This window comes from Sorangium sp. So ce836 (assembly GCF_028553905.1).
Taxonomy (GTDB): domain Bacteria; phylum Myxococcota_A; class Polyangia; order Polyangiales; family Polyangiaceae; genus Sorangium; species Sorangium cellulosum_D.
This window is the reverse complement of record NZ_CP102233.1, coordinates 278,034-297,090: the sequence shown is the minus strand read 5'-3', so window position 1 is coordinate 297,090 and position 19,057 is coordinate 278,034. Positions and strand designations below refer to the sequence as shown.

At 65.9% G+C, this 19,057-nt stretch carries 16 protein-coding genes; 7 read left to right on the top strand and 9 right to left on the bottom strand.

What is annotated here, in order from left to right; all coding sequences use genetic code 11:
• Nucleotides 1-68 precede the first annotated feature (68 nt).
• From tnpC to NQZ70_RS01145, 7 genes are all read right to left on the bottom strand, one after another.
• Nucleotides 69-2,111 carry an IS66 family transposase gene (gene tnpC / locus NQZ70_RS01175; RefSeq protein WP_165373741.1) on the bottom strand — a complete coding sequence of 681 codons (2,043 nt, stop codon included), beginning with the start codon at nucleotides 2,109-2,111 and terminating at the stop codon, nucleotides 69-71.
• 256 nt (nucleotides 2,112-2,367) lie between these two features.
• Nucleotides 2,368-2,712 carry an IS66 family insertion sequence element accessory protein TnpB gene (gene tnpB, locus NQZ70_RS01170; protein ID WP_165373740.1) on the bottom strand — a complete coding sequence of 115 codons (345 nt, stop codon included), beginning with the start codon at nucleotides 2,710-2,712 and terminating at the stop codon, nucleotides 2,368-2,370.
• The gene (locus NQZ70_RS01165) at nucleotides 2,709-3,122 is read right to left on the bottom strand and encodes a helix-turn-helix domain-containing protein (protein ID WP_129572567.1); all 414 of its coding nucleotides are present in this window, start codon (nucleotides 3,120-3,122) and stop codon (nucleotides 2,709-2,711) included. The genes tnpB (NQZ70_RS01170) and NQZ70_RS01165 overlap by 4 nt, the downstream gene beginning before the upstream one ends.
• A 35-nt stretch (nucleotides 3,123-3,157) precedes the next feature.
• Complete coding sequence (tnpB, locus tag NQZ70_RS01160) at nucleotides 3,158-3,427, bottom strand: IS66 family insertion sequence element accessory protein TnpB (RefSeq protein WP_129572566.1); 270 nt, start codon at nucleotides 3,425-3,427, stop codon at nucleotides 3,158-3,160.
• Nucleotides 3,424-3,765, bottom strand: coding sequence for an IS66 family insertion sequence element accessory protein TnpA (tnpA, locus tag NQZ70_RS01155; protein WP_129572539.1), 342 nt, complete (start codon nucleotides 3,763-3,765; stop codon nucleotides 3,424-3,426). Before tnpA ends, tnpB (NQZ70_RS01160) begins: the two co-directional genes overlap by 4 nt.
• A gap of 363 nt (nucleotides 3,766-4,128) precedes the next feature.
• Nucleotides 4,129-5,928: a hypothetical protein gene (locus tag NQZ70_RS01150; RefSeq protein ID WP_207217708.1), complete on the bottom strand. Its 1,800-nt coding sequence runs from the start codon at nucleotides 5,926-5,928 to the stop codon at nucleotides 4,129-4,131.
• Nucleotides 5,929-6,861: 933 nt separating this feature from the next.
• Nucleotides 6,862-7,455, bottom strand: a complete 594-nt coding sequence (locus tag NQZ70_RS01145; protein WP_237245726.1) for an RNA polymerase sigma factor — start codon at nucleotides 7,453-7,455, stop codon at nucleotides 6,862-6,864.
• Nucleotides 7,456-8,028: 573 nt separating this feature from the next.
• On the opposite strand from NQZ70_RS01145, the gene NQZ70_RS01140 reads away from it, so the two are divergent.
• The 3 genes from NQZ70_RS01140 to NQZ70_RS01130 all read left to right on the top strand — a co-directional run bounded on the left by NQZ70_RS01140 (nucleotide 8,029) and on the right by NQZ70_RS01130 (nucleotide 10,676).
• On the top strand, nucleotides 8,029-8,388 hold the full coding sequence (locus NQZ70_RS01140; protein ID WP_129572564.1) for a transposase: 360 nt from the start codon (nucleotides 8,029-8,031) through the stop codon (nucleotides 8,386-8,388).
• A 130-nt stretch (nucleotides 8,389-8,518) separates the two neighbouring features.
• Entirely contained in the window at nucleotides 8,519-9,757 is a 1,239-nt protein-coding gene (locus NQZ70_RS01135) for an IS110 family transposase (RefSeq protein WP_129572563.1), read from the top strand.
• Nucleotides 9,758-9,800: 43 nt separating this feature from the next.
• Entirely contained in the window at nucleotides 9,801-10,676 is an 876-nt protein-coding gene (locus tag NQZ70_RS01130) for an IS3 family transposase (RefSeq protein WP_129572562.1), read from the top strand.
• 679 nt (nucleotides 10,677-11,355) lie between these two features.
• Here NQZ70_RS01130 and NQZ70_RS01125 read toward each other — a convergent pair.
• The gene (locus NQZ70_RS01125; RefSeq protein ID WP_129572561.1) at nucleotides 11,356-12,423 is read right to left on the bottom strand and encodes an RNA polymerase sigma factor; all 1,068 of its coding nucleotides are present in this window, start codon (nucleotides 12,421-12,423) and stop codon (nucleotides 11,356-11,358) included.
• 201 nt (nucleotides 12,424-12,624) lie between these two features.
• On the opposite strand from NQZ70_RS01125, the gene NQZ70_RS01120 reads away from it, so the two are divergent.
• From NQZ70_RS01120 to NQZ70_RS01110, 3 genes are all read left to right on the top strand, one after another.
• Nucleotides 12,625-13,764, top strand: coding sequence for a hypothetical protein (locus NQZ70_RS01120; RefSeq protein ID WP_324293043.1), 1,140 nt, complete (start codon nucleotides 12,625-12,627; stop codon nucleotides 13,762-13,764).
• 221 nt (nucleotides 13,765-13,985) lie between these two features.
• A complete protein-coding gene (locus NQZ70_RS01115; RefSeq protein WP_165373739.1) occupies nucleotides 13,986-15,422 on the top strand; it encodes a hypothetical protein in 1,437 nt (478 codons plus the stop codon).
• Nucleotides 15,423-15,459: 37 nt separating this feature from the next.
• Nucleotides 15,460-17,016, top strand: a complete 1,557-nt coding sequence (locus tag NQZ70_RS01110) for a hypothetical protein (RefSeq protein ID WP_129572559.1) — start codon at nucleotides 15,460-15,462, stop codon at nucleotides 17,014-17,016.
• A 62-nt stretch (nucleotides 17,017-17,078) separates the two neighbouring features.
• Here NQZ70_RS01110 and NQZ70_RS01105 read toward each other — a convergent pair whose 3' ends face one another.
• A complete protein-coding gene (locus NQZ70_RS01105; protein ID WP_129572558.1) occupies nucleotides 17,079-18,218 on the bottom strand; it encodes an LGFP repeat-containing protein in 1,140 nt (379 codons plus the stop codon).
• A 623-nt stretch (nucleotides 18,219-18,841) separates the two neighbouring features.
• Between NQZ70_RS01105 and NQZ70_RS01100 the strand changes: the two genes are divergently transcribed.
• On the top strand, nucleotides 18,842-18,979 hold the full coding sequence (locus tag NQZ70_RS01100) for a hypothetical protein (RefSeq protein ID WP_165373738.1): 138 nt from the start codon (nucleotides 18,842-18,844) through the stop codon (nucleotides 18,977-18,979).
• Nucleotides 18,980-19,057 lie beyond the last annotated feature (78 nt).

Sequence of the window (19,057 nt, the reverse complement as noted above, 5' to 3'; positions counted from 1 at the left end):
CGCCGGCCTCGACCGCTCCGGACGCGACGAGCGCTGTGGGCGCGGCGGCTGCGGGCGACGCGGCGCGATCAGCGGTCGCGGAAGGCGAGCCGCGAGCCGGTGATCCGAGCCAGGTCCAGGTACTTGAGCCGCCCTTCGGCGATGAGGCGTTGTCGCGTCGCGACCCAGTTCTTGGGACTCAGGTCGAGGATGCGACTGAGCGGATAGCTCGGAGCCACGGTCAGGATCTCCTGCAAGTAGAGCTCGGGGTCGAACCCGTGCATCTGGCAAGTCGCGATGAGCGACGTGATGGCACAAGACCGGACAGCGTGCTCGTCGCTGCCGTGGAAGAGCCAGTTGCGCCGTCCCTTGACGACGCGGCGCAGAGCCCTCTCGGAGGCATTGTTGTGGATGGGGATCTCCCCGTTGGAGAGGAACTCGCAGAGCGCCTCCCTCTGGTTGTGCAGATAGACCAGCCCTTCGCGCAACGGCGAATGCTCGGGGACGACCTGCCGCTGCGCCTCGACCCAGGCGAAGAGCTTCTCAATCAGCGGTGCGGACTTGCGCTGCCGGATCTCGAGGCGCTCGTCCGGGCTGCACAGGGCGCATTCCTGCTCGACGCGGAAGAGCGCCTGGAGGGTCTGGAGCGCGAACGCCGCCTCCTTGCCCGCCCCGGCCTTGAACGCCTTGAAGAAGCGCCTTCGTGCATGGCTCCAGCAGCCGGCCTCACGCGCCTTGCCCGGCCCGAACAGCACGTTGTGGTTGGCCGAGGCGTCGGCGACGAGCGTCCCCTGGTAGCCGCCGAAGAGCTTCGCGACGGTGGGCCCGTCGTACGTCGGTGTATAGCGGAACAGCACCCCATCGCCCGGCGCGACCAGGACGAAGACATGCCCATAGCGGTGCTTGTCCTTGGCCCGGATGGCGGTGCCCGTCGCATCCATGGCGAACCACGACCTCGAGAGCGCGTCGCTCCAGATAGCATCGGCGATGCGCATCGCGATGCCACCACAATCGTACTGCCAGCGGGTCATGTTGCCGCGGCCGATGCGGAAGCCGTGGCGATCCGACTCCACCTCTTGCCGGTAGTAGGGCGTGTGGTAGTCGAGCTTGTGGACGAACAGGTGGGCCAAGAGGCTCGGATCGGCAAGGCACCTGTCGATCGGGCGCTCCGGCAGCGACGCGATCTTCACCGGTCCGCTGTCCTCCGCAGCGTCCGACTCGGGCGTGTAGCGTACAAGGACGCCGTCGACGAAGGGGCTTTGCTTGAAGGACGTGTCCGCGGGGATCCCCAGGAGCTCGTGCTCCCGCACGACGAGCGGCTCGCCGCGCTCGTGATTCAAGGCCGGCCCGGCGGCTGGCGAAGGAGCCGGCGCCTCTTCAGCTGCGCTGCTCGCCGCCGGTGCCTCCGCCTTGGCCACGTACTTGAGGCGACGCGTGACGAGCTCGAGGAGGCCGCCACGCCGGTAGCCGATGCTCGAGCTGTCTTCGGCGCCCACACGCTCGAAGCGCTCGAGGCCTTTGAGCAGCACCTCCTGCGGCAGCGACTCGATGATCACCCTCGGAATGACACCGATGCGGCGGCGCCCGTGCTCGTGGCGCTTGACTGGCTTGCCACCTCCGGGATCGGAGCCGGAGGAGGATTCTGCCGTCCCCGCGTGCTCCGGTGGGCTCGCGGAGCCCGGCGGCGGGCCGCTGGCCTCGCCCGGGTCCACTTCGGGCGCGGCGTCGACGCTCTCGGCCTGCGACGAAGTCGGAGCCGGACAGGCATCTGGCTCTCCGGCCAGCGAAAGCCGCAGCTGGTCAGGCGAGACCTGCTCGGAGACGTGGCGCCGGAATCCGATCTCCAGGGTCCGAATCGTCTCCTGCAGCTGTTGATTGTACGCCTTGAGCGACGCGACGGTGCGAGCGAGCTCTTGGGCCTGCTGCTCCGCCGTCGAGAGCTCGGCCAGCCTCGCCTCGAGCTCCTGCACCCGCCGGAGCAGCGCGTCGACCACCGACGCGGGGCCGGCGGGGCTCCCCTGTCCTTGTCCCCTGGCCTGGAGATAGCCGAGCACGAGCGCCGCGCCGTCAAGGCGCTCTGCCTCCGTCGACTGCGGCAGCGCGGTCTCACCGGGGCGTGTCGTCGAGGTCAAGGCGCGCCATGGATGCCCCCTGCGCTTGCTCTTGACAAGTACCTTATGCAGCGAAAATTCGCTGTTTTCGATGAGAATTTCTCGTCGAAGGCGGGAATGCAGGGCCGCCATGGTGCGCCATCGGCGGCGCGCTCTCGCGAGGTCTTCGGGCGCGATGCAGCGCGCGCCCTGCTCCATCTCCGCATCCGGCTGCGCCGGCCGCCATCGGGCCGCGCTGGCGCCGGCAGCGCGGTGAACGAGCGCCGGCGCAGACGCCTCAGTGGACCAGCCGGCGGCGGCTTGCCAGCTCTTCTACAGGCAGACCGGCGAGCAGCTGCGCGAAGTCCTGTGCTGACAGCTCGATACACCTGCCGTCGGCCTCGGTGAACGAAGGCAGAGCAAATGCACCCTTCGAGAGACGCTTATACAAGATCGTGTATCCATTGCGATCCCACCAAAGGGCTTTGAGCCGGTTACGCCTCCTGTTGAGGAACAAGAACAGCGCGCCGCTGGCCGGGTCCAGGCACAGCACTTGCCGGGTGATCGCGGCGAGCCGGTCGAACGCACCACGCAAGTCCACTGGACCGACCGCCAGATAGACGGCTATAGTCGCGGGGGTCACCGTCCCCTCCGCAACGCTTCGAGCGCTTCCACGAGCTCGCGCGCGCCTATCCCACATACCTGCATCCGCGTCCCGTCGGCAAACGCGACGTTGAGCCGCAAAGGCGGCGCCTCGCGGCGCTCCGGGCGCACCACGACGGGTAGGAACGGAATCTGCTGAGCCGCCTTGGGGGCTCTTGGCGACGCACCCTCGTCTGCGCGCTCACCGTCAGCCACCCATCGGTCGGCAGTCATCTTGTGGACACCGAGCTCCGTGGCGATCTCGGTCGGTGTTGCCCCCGAGCGGGAGCGCGCCTTGGCGTAGGCCTCGGCTCGCTCCCGCAGCTCGCTCGGGAATTTCCCACGGCTCTTCTGCTCTCGATACCTCGACAGCTCTGCACGCAGCTGTACCAGCTCCCTGCTTCCTGGCATCGCTCGCTCCTCTTCGCTCGGCGAGGGCACGGCCCTCATCTGGCGTCGCGTAGCGTGCAACCGAATCTGGCCAGGGGAAAGACGCGGTCAGCGGAGCGGCTACTTTTGTAGAGAAGGCAGTATCCGCTGCGGTCCCACCACAGGGCCTTCACACGGTCGGCTGCCCGGTTGAAAAAGAGGAACAACGCTCCGGAGAGCGGGTCCTGCCGCAGCACCTCGCGCACGACGGCAGCAAGACCATCGAAGGACCGGCGCAAGTCGAGCGGCTCGGTGGCCACGTAGATTGCGACGCGGCCCGGGATCATCGTGCCCCCCCGAGCGCACGAACAACGCGTGCCAGCGTGTCCTCGTCAAACGACGGCGGGACTCGGATGACCGCACCATCCGGAAAGACGATCTCCAGCGCCGCGCTCGACGAGGGCGTCCTGGCTCCTGCCGGGGCGACGACCACGGGCAGCAGCGCGGGCAGCGCCGCCTTCTCCGAGCGCTGCCGGTACTCGCTCCGCTTCATGCCCAGCCGGCGGCTCCAGGAGTACAGCGTGCCGGCGTTGACCCCCTCCTGCTCCGCGAACACGCGGGCGGAGTGCCCGCTCTTGTGCCAGCGCGCCACGCGGTCGCGCCAGGTGCGTGTGCTCTCGTCCATCGACACCTCCAGCGCCGGTTTCTAAGCGGCGCAGAGGCTCGAAGACAGGATGGGGTCCGCAGAACGCGTACGGTAGGGAGAGGGTCTCGTCCTCCTGCGCGAGAACAACTTCAGCGATGGCGTCGAGCTCGTCAGCGTCGATCATGCCCGAGGTGTCGACGGGCCGGAAGCGCCGGTTGCGTGGCATCGGACGGGGGCAGGTTTCCGTCGCCGATCGCTGGCCTACGTCGCCGGCCGGGAACGACGAGCGCCGTCCCCCCACAGGTCCGTCGAAGCGCGCGACCTCCTGGACCTGCTCTGGCTCATGGAACCCGAGAGCTCACTTGTTTCCAGACAAAAAACGGCGCTTGGGCAAGGACTCGATCACTTCGGTGGCAGAACGTAGCCGGCAATTTGCTCATATTGATATCCGAGCAATGGTGCGATTTCACCATTAGGATCAACGGTGTAGAAGTGATCGGTCAGGACAGGATCCCACCACCGATGCAGCGGCACTGAACGCCCTGATTGGCTACTCGCGATGCACCCAATGTTCCCTTCGCGCACGTAGCCAAAGAATGCGGGGCCATCCGATGGGTCCGCCGTGTAAAAATGATCTTTGGCACCGTCGCTCCACCATCGAAAAAACGGGCTCGTTCCAGGTGTATCACACGTAAATGTGCTAAACACTATCCCCTCATAGGTGTAACCAGTCGCCGGAGCTAACTCTCCCGCAGGATCGTTCGTATAGAAGTGATCCCCTGCAATGCCATTTACCCAGCGGTAAACAGGGATCGACGGAGGATCCTCAGGGGAAGGCGGAGGATCCTCAGGGGAAGGCGGAGGGTCGACGCTCGTGAGGTCCCGGTCTTCGCGGCATTGTGCCGCTGCCAATTCCACGCGCAGTTCACCTGGCGCCGGATGCAGATTCATGCATGCCTGAACGGACGGATCTCTGTAACTCTTACCTGGATTTGCAAGAGCGCAGTATGACGGGCGTTTAAATCCGTGATAGTCGACCAATGCCGAATCCCATACATGTCCTTCCAGTTCCTCTCCTTTGTCGTCTTTATTGTCTGGCGGCCAAGCTGATTGCTGAAAACCCCACCAGTAGATCCGATCGACTCGGTTGGCGAGCTTCTTGCTACTCGGGCCGCCATTCATTTTGAAAACCGTGTTTGCTCCCCTGTATTGCGCCCTAGGATCATTGTTGATATTGGTGCAGCCGCGCTTCGAGTGCAATAATGTTCCGCTTTCCGTGATCCATGCACGGAGCGTGTGATTCGGAAGATCCTCTTCTGTTTCCCATTTCTCGAGAAAACCTACGAACTCTTTGGTAATATGAATATTTCCTTCAATGATGTCTCTGTATGGATGCAAAGACCATATACGCGGAAAACGCTTTGGTCCTCCCTTCTCTTGGTGAACGGCGGTCTGCATTGCCTTGGCATAATGATTCCAGTAAGCCTTGTTGCCACGCCCGAACTCTCCCGCGACGAGCATGACTTCATTTGAGCAGATACGCTCTCTCTTGCATTTTCGTAGAACCTTCGATGATTCGACGAAATATTTGACGGCGGTTTTTGCCCACTTTTCCAGGTTTTGATCTTCCACTGGAAGTTCGAGATCTGGCTCATTTATGATTCCCCATCGGAGGACCTTGGGATCGGATGTTCGTGCGCTGAATTCATGAAGTAGCTTCTCGAACTCTTCGCCGAACTTGCCTGGGGATACGGGCTTCTTGCTGTCCAGCGGACGTGCTGATAACGTTATGTATGGATCTAGCTTTTCTGTCTTTACTGATTCTATCCATTCGTTCAAGAATTTTCTGTTTGCTTTCTTATGGTCGCTACTTACGTAGAAGATAGTGCGCAGAGAACGCAGTGACCATTCGTTGTCACCGTCGCCGTCGTTGTCCTCGCTCCATCTGTTCTTTAGTTCTTGCCAATGAGGCGGTGACGTTCCCTCCGGTGCCATCTGTTTCCAAACTGTCGCGAGCTGTCTTATCTTTTTCTGAGTAACTTCATCCTTTTTTGTCTCGATGTGGCCATCGCCAAGTCCGAATGCATATTGGCCAGCTTCCGCCGAGAGTGCATCCTCTATAGCGTCGATCTCTTCGTCAGAAAGTTCTTCGACGATATGGTCTGAGCAGGATGTGGTTGCCAGGAGTAGGCCGACGGCCATGGTGATCCATCGTCCTGCGCGTCCTACCCATGAATCCGTTAGACTTCGCTCGCTCACATTCTCGCGTCCCATGGTTGCCAACTCCCTGAAGCATCGGTTTTGTTGCTCGATGCCATGTTTGTGATGATAGTTCAAATTGTGTGTAAATGCGAGCAGGTTTACGAATGAATGCTCATGAGTGTCAATTGATTACGGTTGGCCACATCTATTGCAGTGAAGGATGGGACCGAAGCGATCTCGATGGGGAGGCCGGATATAATGATCAAAGATTGAGTGGAGCAGTCGGCGGCCGTATCGAGCTGCCGTCCAGAGGCATCTCTCCGATCGTCGCCGCCGCGCTAGCTACCCCAATAGCTCCCCCGCTCCGCGAGGCCAGCGGATATACCGCCCCGTGTCAAGACGGGGCATGCGTCCGGCAGGGGGCGCCGCCCAATAGGGAAGGTACTGGCGCGGCAGCGACCTCATCCGCCCGCCACCTGCGCCGCCGTGCGGCCGTGCCCGCTCGCTTTACCTTTGGTGGGTCCGGCGCCGTAGGCTCGGACCCGGGATTGGCCCCGCTGGCCCGCTGCCCGCCGTGGAGCTCCGTGGAGTCCCGTACCCTGACGTCACCCGCCGCGCCCGCTCCCGGTGGTCTCGCTCACGCCGGTCCCACCCAATTCCAGCGTCGCCAAAATCTGTCAGGTCACACGCAGGTCACACAAAAGCAAGAAGACACGGCTCTCGCCGTGTCTTCTGAGTGGAGGCGCCGGGAATCGAACCCGGCCAGGTGCACGATGGTGGGCGCTACGGCGGCCCGCCGCGGCGCCCCGGGTACGCCTTCGCAGTGATCCGGCGACCCCGCCGCCTGCTGCCCCGCTCGCCGCTCGCCGAGACACTCCCCCGCGTCGCGGTCGTGGACGACATGGCTGCCAGGGTTGGTCATGAGGAGGCCGGTCAGCTGCTCGTCCGGCCGCCAGCATCCGGCGAGGTGCGTCCGCACCGGTGGTCGGCCTCGCCCGGGAACGGGGCCGGCTTACTCGGAGGTAGTTCCAGATCGGCGGGCACGCTTGCTCGACCCCTGCGATTGTCGAGCGATGACATCCTCGCCTGCATGCTTCTGATGCCGAGCGGCGTCGCAGCGTTCCTCGAGCGGAGCGTTCTCCGCATATGTTTTCTACCGCGCTCCAAGCGACCCTGTATTGTGTTGGGGTTCTGGCCAAGCTTGGCTGCGATCTCCTCGGCAGTGTACCCCAAAGCGGAGTCGGCCAAGATATCGCGCAACTCTGGCTTGAGCCGTTCTATGCAACGAAGGCTAAGCCGCGCTTCCACCTGCCCAAACGGCGACGGCGCATACTCGTCCATCTCCAGATGCGTGTACGCGCTACGGCTCTTGTCCCACTTTTGCTCACGCTCCCTGTAGTGCGTTATGTGGTGCAACGTGACCGTAAACAGCCAGCGTCGCACAGCCTGCTTTATCGACAGGCGCTCGCTCGCATTGAACCCTCCCGCCTCGACGGTTCGCCACGCGGAAAGAAGGATCTCCTGCATCACGTCTGGGCGGTCGCATTCTGGAACTTTGCACCTACACAGGCTGTCCCTGATCATGCGGCTGTGTCGCACAACCTCGCCAAGTGACACGCGCAAGCCGAGTCGCATGCCCGTTCCGAGCGAACTCGGGGCATCGTTGCGTTCATCCATGGCTCCCTACCCCTGGTAACGTCGTGCTGAGCGAAGAGTGCTCAACCTCCTCCCAATCATGTCCGCGCACAGGGGCCGCGCCGGTACCGTCGTGCTTGAGCGGGAAGCTCGTCAGCGTGGCAGCGCGACGCGCGAGCTCGGCCCCCTCGCCGGCGCGAGCAGGGAGCGGCAACCGCAGTCCCGGTAGTGGCGGCGGCGGGAGCTTCGCCCGGGGGCTCCGGGCGAGGGGATCAGACGACGGCATCACGGGTGGAGGAACATCGAGCGCCCGAGGAGGCATCGCGGGCGGACGCGCCGGCACAGAGCTCGACGCTGGCGGCGACGCCGTGCGCGCCGAGCTCTCGCGCCTGGTGACCGGCTCGTCGAGCTTGATTGGTCCTCCCCCGCTTCCGTCGACACCCCCGACGGCACCAGGAGGCAGGGATGGGACGGAGAAAGAGGAGGGCGTTCACGCCCGAGTTCAAGGCGGAGGCGGTACGGCTGGCGAAGGCGAGCGACCGGAGCATCGGCCAGGTGGCGAAGGACCTCGACCTGACCGAGACGGCGCTGCGCGACTGGATCAAGCGCGCGGACACCGACGCGGGCCACGGCCCGCCGGGGGCGCTGACGACGCCGGAGCGTGAGGAACTGCAGCGGCTGCGCCGCGACGTGAAGCGGCTGGAGATGGAGCGCGAGATCTTAAAAAAACGGGCATGCGCAGGGGCGCACCCGCGAAGCATGAAAGCCGGTAGACTGCGGGCGCGGATCGCGTCGGGCCAAGGTCGACGCTTACTGGTGTCGTGAGCCCGAAAAAAAACGGACCCGAGCGTCGCATCAGGCACCCCGAATTGTTGCCGTCTCCGCAAGGAGCGAGCACGCCAGGTAAAATCGCCCTTCGCGACGCTCCCCGGCGCCTTTCGCGCTGGAGGTCAAGATGGAGGTCCTGTACGCCCGCTGCTGCGGGCTCGACGTGCACAAGGAGACCGTCGTTGCATGCGTCCGGATCCAGGAGCCCCGAGGCCGCGCAAAGACGACGGTGCGTTCGTTCGGCGCGACCACGGCCGAACTCCTCGAGCTACACCAGTGGCTCACCGAGCAGGGCTGCACGCACGTGGCGATGGAGTCGACGAGCGTCTACTGGAAGCCGGTCTTCAACCTGCTCGAGGGCAGCTTCGAGGTGCTGCTCGCCAACGCGCGGCACATCAAGGCCGTCCCGGGCCGGAAGACCGACGTCAAGGACTGCGAGTGGATCGCCGACCTGCTCGCGCACGGACTCATCCGGGCGAGCTTCATCCCGCCCGCCCCGATCCGGGAGCTGCGGGACATCACACGGCATCGCAAGAGCCTGATCCGTGACAAGGCCACCCTGGCCAACCGCGTGGGCAAGCTGCTGGAGACCGCCAACATCAAGCTGAGCAACGTCGTCTCCGACGTGCTTGGCGTGTCCGGCCGCGCGATGCTCGCGGCGCTCATCGCCGGCGAGCGCGATCCGAAGAAGCTTGCGGCGCTCGCCCGGGGCCGGCTCATCCCCAAGGCCGAGCAGCTTGCCGAGGCGCTGCGCGGTGGATTCTCGAGCCATCACGCGTTCTTGCTGGAGCAGCTCTTGAAGCAGATCGACCATCTCGCCGAGCTGATCGCCGCATGCGACGCCAGGGTCGTCGACCTGTGCCAAGCGCACCGCGAGCCGCTGCAACGGCTCCGGACCATCCCCGGCGTCGCGCAGCGGACGGCCGAGGTCCTGCTGTCGGAGATCGGGCTCGACATGACGCGCTTCCCGACCGCGGGTCACCTCGCCTCCTGGGCGCGGATGTGCCCAGGCAACAACGAGAGCGCGGGGAAACGACGCAGTGGCGCGACCGGCACCGGCAACAACTGGCTGCGCACCACGCTGCTGGAGTCGGCGTGGGCTGCCTCACGATCACGCAAGACGTACCTCGGCGCGCAGTACCGCCGGATCGCGCGCCGCCGTGGGCCCAAACGAGCGGCGACCGCGGTGGCGCACAGCATCCTGGTCATCGCGTTTTACGTTCTGCGCGACGGCGTGGAGTACCGGGATCTCGGGCCAGACTATTTCGACCGCGCCAATGCGGCCAAGCTCACCAAGTACCACCTCCGGCGCCTGGCCGAGCTGGGGTACGAGCTGCCCCAGCCTCGTGCCCAGCCCGGAGCGTAGGCTTTCTAGGTAAAGCGGCGGCCTTCTTCGCGAAGGAAAACGAGTGAGGTTCGAGTTCATCGACGCGGAGAAGGCGCACTACCCGGTGCTGGTACTGTGCGCGGTGCTGCTCGTCTCGCGCAGCGGCTACTACGGGTGGGCCAAGCGCTCGGAGTCCGCGCGGGCCAAGTCCGACGCTCAACTGAGCGCACAGATCAGGGCCGTGCACCACAAGAGCCGTGGCCGCTACGGCAGTCCGCGCATCCACGCGGAACTTCGTGCTCGCGGCATGCGTGTCGGCAAGAAACGGGTCGAGCGGCTGATGCGAGCTCAACGACTCGCGGCTCGGAGGAAGCGGCGCTTCCGCCGCACCACCAACTCGCGGCACAACGGCCCGATCGCCCCGAATGTGATCGAGCGGCAATTCGATGCTCGAGCGCCCAACCAGGTCTGGGTGACGGACGTGACGTACATTCCCACCGGCGAGGGCTGGCTGTACTTGGCCGTGATCCTGGACCTGTTCTCGCGCCGCGTGGTCGGCTGGGCCGCGAGCGCGTTCAACGATCGCGCCCTGGCGCTCACCGCGCTCGCGTTCGCCTTGGGAACGCGGCGGCCGGCGCCTGGGCTGGTGCACCACTCGGATCGTGGCAGCCCCTACGCCAGCGACGACTACCGGCTCGTGCTCGGGACCCACGGGCTCATCCCGAGCATGAGCCGCGCCGGCGACTGCTGGGACAACGCCGTGGCCGAGAGCTTCTTCGCGACGCTGAAGGCGGAGCTGGTCGAGCACGAGCGCTACCCGACGCGAGCGGCCGCCATCGCATCGATCGGAGACTACATCGAGAACTTCTACAACCTGAAACGACGGCACTCACGGCTCGCCTACATGAGCCCGATCGAGTTCGAATTGAAGACCTACGTGACCGCGCGCGCGGCATAGTGAGACTGTCCGCGGAACCGGGGGAGGACCAGATCACCACCGTGTCCTCCGCATCGCTGCGGTAGTCCTCGTGCACACGCCACAGGCGCTCCCAGTACCGAGCAGGCGTTCCCGTGAAGACCTCCAGCTGCCGCGCGAGGCCGGGCGTGATGGGGAGGTCGCTGTTCAGCAGCCGCTCCACGTCCCTTGGCGCGAGCCCCGTGTTCTCGGCCAGCCTTCTCTGCCACGCAGGGATCGTCGCACAGAACGCTTCCAGGACCCTCCCAGGCCACGGGACGGGGCGCGCTCGGACGCCCGTCATCGCTGCGATCAGCGCATCGACGTGGCAGTCCAGCAGGCGCTTGTGTCGCCCCAGCTCCTGCTCGGCCTTTTCCTTCGCATCGATGAGGGCGGATTCGTCTTCCTCGTGGCTCCGCTCGCCAGCCTCGCGCAGCCCGCGTTCGCGGCCCAGCGCTTCGCGCGCCGTGACCGCGAAGCCGATGGCAACACAGGCCATCATCGCCAGACCTATCGGCGAGATGAGCCACATCGCGCTCAGAATGTCCTCCACAGTATCCATCGTGGTTCGCCTCCTGGACGTGACCGTTCTTGTCTGGACGCAAGGCAGATCTCGGCCTTGTGCTGAAGACAGCACCGGCGTCACCGCCTGCTAGCTAGCTGTCGATCGACAGCCGATGAGTCAGCGAATCTGCCTGAGTAGCGCTTCGCGCTCCCTGGCAAGCCGCCCTCGAGGGAATTCTCGCGCGTGAGCCTCGAGCAACTGGCGCGCCTCGACGTCGCCAAGGGCGGTGTGGGTCTCGATCGCCATTCGGGCCTCCTCGATCAGGCTCCGCTCGCGCTGGTTTACGGTGGGGCGCACGGCACTCCCGCGCGTCGTGGCCCGAGGGACGGTCGTCGCCGCCGGAGCGGGCGCGCTACCCGCCGTCGCCCCAGGGCGGGCGCTCCCTTGTAGTGTCGCCGTCGAGCCCTCGTGCGCGGCGGCGTCCGCACCGGCTCGTGCGGCGCGTACCACGTCGCCCTGTGCGGCGGGCGCCGTGCCAGGCGTGCCCACCGCGGCCGCCTGCGTCCACGATTCCGGGCTGGGCAGGCGCGGCACCCCGGAGAAGAGAGCACCAGTCAGCACGACGAACGCGCCCTGGACGAGGATCCTCAGGCCCAGACGGCGCAGCGAGGCCCTCCAGGACCTGCGACCGTGAAACCCGAAGGCGAGCGGCACGCAGGCTTCCCCGTCCCGCCCCTGCGAACGCTCTTGCGCCGTCCACCGTTGCCTCTGCGCCTTCAGCTCCTCTCGCGCCCGTCGGTGTTGCGTCTTCACCGCCTCCACGTGGAGCCCGAGCTCGGCGGCGATCTCGACGAGCGGCGTCCCCTCGAGATCGTGCCTGATCAACAGGTCTCGGTACTTGGGGTCAACCCGGGCGACCAGCTGCCGCGCGCGCGCTTCCCGCTCCCGCAACCGGAGCAAGTCTTCCGGCGTCGGACACGCACCGGGGAATTCCCGCTCGTCGAAGGACGTGAGGACCTCACCCCGGCGGCGCGAGTCTCGGACGTGGTTGCGCGCCTGGTTCAGGGCAATCGTGACATGGTAGGCCAGCGGATCCCGACGCGGCTCGATCCGCTCGTCCGCTTCCAGGCACCGCAGCAACGCCTCTTGCGCGACGTCCTCCGCATGGCGTGCCGGGACTCCGTGACGCCTGACCAGGCGCCGGAAGAGCTCGAAGCAGCCGGAGAGGCTCGATGGCTTGCCCACACCGGTAGCACACCTGAGCGGCCCCCTCGGGGTCAGCAAAGTGAACGGATCCGATCACTTCAGTGGGACAATGTGGCATACTGCGCCACATCTGATCCGATTTGGCCACGTAGCTGCTGGCGTACCGCGTGGACGAAAACCTTCCGCCGTCCAGTCGCGCATTCTCGCCTTAACGGCTGTTTCTCGGCGAATATGTGCCGGTTGACGCCGAACGACCGGCGTAAGTACCGTCCCTCCATGCGACGCGGTCTGCACCTGCTGTTCGCCTTGCTGACGCTTGGCACTTCGACGGGCCTGGTTAATCCGGCTGGCGCGGAAAAACGTTCCTCGACCCTGAGAAGAAGCGACAGGCTGACGGTGCAGAACTACGTTCGCCGTGCTCAGAAGGCTCGCGCTGCGAAGCAGTGGACCGTGGCGGTTGATGCCTACAAGGCGGCTCTCGACGCGGCAACCACGGCGCCCGTCTCTGCGGCAGAGAGCGCGGAGATTGCCGGGGAGCTCGGGCTGTGTGAGCTTGAGCTGCACAACTACCGCGATGCGGCAGAGCACCTGACCCAGAGCCTTGAGCGGCGCGAGCTGCTGCCGGTCCGGCACCAGCAACGGTTCGAGGCTGGACTAACGAAGGCAGCATTTTATGTGGGAACGCTCCTGATATCCGTCGATCCACCGGATGCCGCGGTGGACATCGATGGTAAGACGATCGACCGGACCGCGCGGACCTACAAGCTGTTCGTCACTCCTGGCCAACACATGGTGCGGGGCCGGGCGCCCGGCCGTACGGAAGCGTTGCACTCATTCACTGCCGTCGCCGGACAGGAGTACAAGATTTCGATGCAGTTGCCATCCGCGGCGGTGAGCAGCCCCAAGGAGAGCGCACCGGCATCGCCGAAGACCGTGATCGCTTCGCCTGCCACCCGCACGCAGAATCCCGGACCGTGGGCTTCCTGGCCAGGCACGCTGCGCATCACCGGGATGGCCGTTGCGACCGCGGGTGTGTCGGTGGGCACCATCCTCATCATGCATGCGGGTAAGCTCAATGACGACCTGAGCGCCCGGCGCGACCGGCTCTTGAGCGAGCCGGCCTCGGGCTCGTCGATGTGCTGGCAAGCGCCTCAGAACTCGCCGTGTGGCGAGCTGCGGCGCCTACGCGACGCGCGCAACCTGTCCGGCCGCGCGGGAGTGGCCACGGTCATCGCAGGTGGTGTGATCGGTGCGGTGACCGCCGCGTCCTTCTTCACGGACTTCTCCTTCCTGGGGTTCACGCCGGCTCGGGAGCGGGTCCATGTCTCGCCCGTGGCGAACGGGAACGAAATCGGCGCACAAATTGAGGGGATGTGGTGAGCACACCGGGACCCGCGGGGAGGAATTCGCTGGTACGCCGAGGCGCTGTGACGTCGGTCGTCGCTGTCGCAGTCTGCGCATGGGGAGCTAGCACGCTGACAGCTTGCACCTCCTACTCTGATGATTGCTGGGAAATGCTAGCGTGTCCTTCCAATCCGGAACCTCCGCCCGACCCGTGCGAGGGAGAGCCCGGCACGGCGCCAGCGCTCGATCAATGCGGGGTGTTCGTCAGCGAGCAGGGAGACGACAAGAACCCCGGCACGAAAAGTGCGCCGGTCAAGACCTTGGAACACGCTGTCGGGCTCGCCGCTAGCGGACGAGGCGGCGGCGAGGCGCCGACCCGGCGCGTGTACGCCTGCGGCGGGACTTTCGAGGAGGCGATCACGCTACCCTCTGGGGTCGACCTCTGGGGCGGGCGTCGGTGCGACGGCGGGGATTGGTCGTATCAGGGGTCATTCGGCGGGCCAGATCACCCCACGATCATCGCTCCGCTGGGGGGGATCCCGCTGCGGGTCCTCGGTGCGGAGGAGACGGCGCTCGCGGGCGACAACGCGACGTCGGTGATCGCTGGCGTGCGCGTCGTCGCGGCGGACGCCTCGGCGCCCGATGGTAAGTCGTCGATCGCGGTGATTCTGAGCACAGGGGCCAGGGCGATCGTGCAGGACAGCGTCATCGTCGCGGGCGATGGCAAGGACGGGGAGCCAGGCCAGGACGCGCCGAGCTTCCGCGCGAAGGACGGCCTCGTAGGTAACAACGGCGAGAACGCATGTACCGTGGACGCCGCCGTAGGCGCCCCTCCGGTGGTCACCGTGTGCGACGACGGCGTCGAGTCGACGGGCGGCTACGGCGGCGACGGCGGGCTTGACGCCGGCGGCGATGGCACTTCGGGGCAGCCGGAGCCGGCGGAGAATCCGGAAGGCAAAGGCCTTGGAGGAGTCGGCGCGGACCTCACGATGTGCAGCGACGGGAAATTGGGCGCAGACGGAGCCGACGCCGGTCGCGCGGGTGGGGCGGTTGGCGAAGGCCACCTCGGCATCAGCGGATGGCTTGGCATACGGGGCGAGGACGGGCAGCAAGGCGGCACCGGCCAGGCGGGCGGCGGCGGTGGCGGTAGCAAGTCGCGTGGCCACATGGTCGCTTGCCGGGCAGGGCTGCCCCAGGGGGGCGCCGCCGGCGGCTCGGGAGGGAGCGGCGGCTGTGGCGGTCGGGGCGGCTATGGCGGCGGCTATGGCGGGGCGAGCATCGGAATCGTTGCGCTCGACGGCACGGATCTGACGATCGGGGCCAGCGACGTGATCACGGGCAAAGGCGGCCGTGGCGGCGTGGGTGGGAGGGGCCAACTGGGCGGCATAGGCAAGCCTGGTGGCCAAGGGGGCTTAGGTTCTGGTGGTGGGATTTGGCCTGCGTGCAGCGGCGGCGCTGGAGGCAACGGTGGTCGCGGAGGCGATGCCGGCGGCGGGCTCGGAGGCGCATCTGTTGGCATCGCCTACGTCGTGCCCAACTTCGCCATTCGACCCGGGACCACCATTGTTCCCGGACCCGCCGGGAATGGTGGCCTCGCGGGGAACGCCGGCCCGGAGGACGATGTGGGCGAAGGGGCGGACGGCCCGTGGGGGGAGCTCTATCGTTTCGGTGCGGCGAGCGAGCCGCCCCATTGACTCGCGCTTCGCGAGACGCTGCCAGCGAGGGATGCCGATGCGCCTGAATTCCGCGATCCTCTTGGTCTCTCTTCTGCCGCTCGCCGCGGCCGGTTGCGGCACGGCGCCCGGGGCGAACGACCCTGACGGCGCGCCGCCGTGCGATGGTGCATCGACGTGTGCAGGTGATCCGATCCCCGAGTCGGTCTGCCTGGAGCATCTCGCGGCGGGGCGGGCGATGGACGGCTGCGGCGTGTTCGTCAACGATCCGGTTCTCGGCGGTGACGACGCGAACCCGGGCACGAAGGACAGGCCGGTTACTTCCCTGCCGCGTGGCATCGAGCTGGCGCGCACCGAGCGCGGTCGGGTGTTCCTCACCCGCAATGCTTTCGTGGAGCCCATCATGCTGCCCTCCGGAGTGGATATCTATGGAGGCTTCGACTTCTTGGAATGGGAACGGCTGCGGGAGGTTGAAGAGCCGGTGTACGGCATGGCCAAGCTCACTGCACCGGTTGGGCAAATCCCGCTGACCCTGGAGCCGGCACGGGCCGGCGACACGGGGGCTGCGGACGGGGTCTCGATCATCGATCACGTGTTCGTCCGCAGCCCGATGCATATCGGGATGCTCGTTCGGTCCGGCGCCGCGGTGGAGATCATCGGAAGCTGGATCGAAGCAGGCTATGCATCGGGGGGCGGCGATGGGGAGAAATGGCCCTGGCCGAATCAGGCAGCGAGGGGTCCTGACGGGCAGTATGGGGGAGACGCGTGCTCCGCAGCGACGGTCCCGGGTGGGGCTCGGGCGGTGAACTCCTGCGAGGGAGGGATCCCGAGCATCGGTGGCCGTGGGGGAGACGGGCTTCCGGACGGGGCGAGCGCCGGCGAGGACGGGCAACCAGTCTCGCTGGCACAGCCGACGTACGGACGGGGGGGAGACGGGGACGTGCCAGGCGTCCATTGCGAACGAGGTCAGGTGGCGCTCCACGGCGATCCGGGCGCCGTCGGCGCATCGGGCAAGGGCCGCGGGCGGATCGATGAGACCGGATGGCACGGCGACAGGGCCGGCGACGGAGGCAGGGGGACGCCGGGCCAGGGCGGCGGCGGAGGCGGCGGCCGCAGGGGCGGGCTAGCCGTGTGCGGCGTGGCCTCCAAGGGGGGCGCCGGCGGCGGCTCCGGAGGTGCCGGCGGATGCGGCGGTCGAGGCGGCCAAGGAGGCGAGAACGGCCAGCCGAGCATCGGGATCGTGGCGCTCCACGCCACGGTGACGGTGCGCGACAGCACCATCACCAGCTACGATGGGGGCCCAGGCGGCGACGGCGGGGAGCCGGAGCACGGCGGCAAAGGCGGCCGAGGCGCGTCAGGAGGCGCCGTGGGGGACGGCACGTGGTCCTGCGGCGGCAGCGACGGCGGCCTCGGAGGCGACGGCGGCTACGGTGGCCCCGGGCGCGGCGGCGACTCGATCGGCATCGCCTACCTCGACGAGGAGCGGCTCACGCTGGAGGGGGTCACCTTCGAGCTGGGGCTGCCGGGCCCAGGCGGCAACAGTTGGGAATGGTCTGGCAACGTGATCACAGGGGAGGACGGCATCGCCGTCGAGACGCTTCGCTTCCCTGAATAGGAGCAGCGCCCATCGCATCCGGTGGCATCGCCCAGATGCGCCCGCCCGCCGATCCGCTGTCACTACGGGAAGGAGTGTCGGAATGTCAGAATATAGTCGCTCTTAGATTGGGCTGTTCTCCCCCTGCTCCTAAAATGCCGATGTTCCAACAGGTCACCGTCCGGCGCAAAAGTGAACCAGGTGCTGAGTGAGATGTCAGTGTCCGCGAACCGGGTCGGACCATCCCTGGTCGGCAGGCGCTTGCTATCGTACATTCGACGAAGCACTTCGCCTGAATACATCTGCCGCTGAACAATGAGCAATTCTGGGAAGCCGAGGCTAATTATGGGAGCGACGAGCAGGCCGGCAATGGCTCCGATGAGGGCACCCACCACGCCGCCGCCTACAGTGCCCACAAGGACGCCGTTGATAAAAAACGCCACGGAGCCCCCGGTCGCAGCGCCAATCAGGGCGCCCAGGCCAACTCCTCCAGCCGTGGTGGCCGCACTCGTTAGTGCAGGTCCGCGAACCAAATTGACGTCGGCGACACTCGCCTTTCGTTCGAACTCTTTGAGTCGTTTCCTCGCGCGCCGCGCGAATAGATCTACCTCAAGGCCGATCAAACTGACGATCATCACATCAGGAAGCAGTCCGTCAACTAGCGTGATGCCGATTTTCTTTACTTCTCCTGAGTCGACGTCGTTGTGTCCCCAGCGAATCGGCGGCAGCAGATTGGGTGCTCGCGAGTGCACGCTTGTGGTACGGACGATGGAGAGCCGGATCTCGTCGCTGCCTCTCCGCCTGCCTACCGGACGGCCCGACTCACGGACACAAACTAGCTCGTCAAGGATCAGCTTGTAGGGTCGGCGAGGCAGCGAATAGCCGGCGCTTGAGACGGCTGCAGCAGGCGGAGTTTTGCCAGCGATGACTTTTCCGTTTCTGAATAGTTGATAGCGTATTTCGGGATGGTGAGGGTCAACCGATTCATCGCCAATCGGATACGAAAGCTCCCCGGTTTCGCGGCCCAGCTCCGACCATTTTTCGTAAATGGTCCCGAATAATACTACGTAAGCTCCCCCTCTCGGATGCCAGTAGATGTACCCCCTCTCGTATCGTCGCCGCCGCCCGGCTCCGTCTTGGTTGCTTGTCTCGGGTTCGATGGGATTGCCCAATGGTCCATTTGTCCCGCCGGTTAGTTCGTACTTTCTATCAATTGCAGTCATTGGGCCCTCCTGGTCGAATTCTGCTACTGAGCGGCGCTAGCGTGCTTATGCTGAGTATTGCGGGTATGCGGCATGGTTCTACGTTCGTGCGCATGCGCGAGTAAGCGTGAGCGCGGTGGTGTGTCTCCTCTCGCGAGCCGCCACCGTTGCATCGACGCTTGATGCTCCTTTGACTTTGAACCTGCTGCTGTCGAGCTCGACGTCAATTACGATGCCGGCCTGGATCTCTGCCCCGCATTTCGTGAAGTTACACGCAGGTGTGCTCATGGATCATGCGAATGCCGATCTAGTCGGTGAACTGCATAAACTTGAACAACCTGGAGCCATCCCAGGCAGCGTGCATTCACCGCGCGTCATCTTTCCGCCTTTTCCGTTGGCGCGGCTACCGAGAACCGGACCAGCCCAATTGCATGGGTCGTCTCGACGCCCTCGCCCCGCTGCCGCACGATCCCACTGCTCCCACGATGCGATCGCCTCTCCGGGGCGGGCTATATTCGCCTCGAGATGCAACCACGCCTTATAGCCACCGCCCAGAGAGGCAAGCCTCCAGCCAGCGTCTCCTCCCCGGGAGTGCGGGGGGCTGCTGGCTCTCCGGGCGGCCTCGCGGGAGGCTCCGACGGCTGGTGAGCCTCCCCGTCAAGTTCGAGCGCCTCGTCGCCTTGGTCCGTCGCTGCCCCGCCCGTCAGATCATGATCCACGTCGCGCCCTCGCTGACCAGCCGGATCGTCGCGTCGGGGGACCCGTCCCGTGCGACCTGCTGACCGGCGCTCGCGAGGACCTTGACGGCCTCCTCGCCCGCGATCTCCGTGGTGACGACCTCGGCGCCGTCGAGGCTGGGC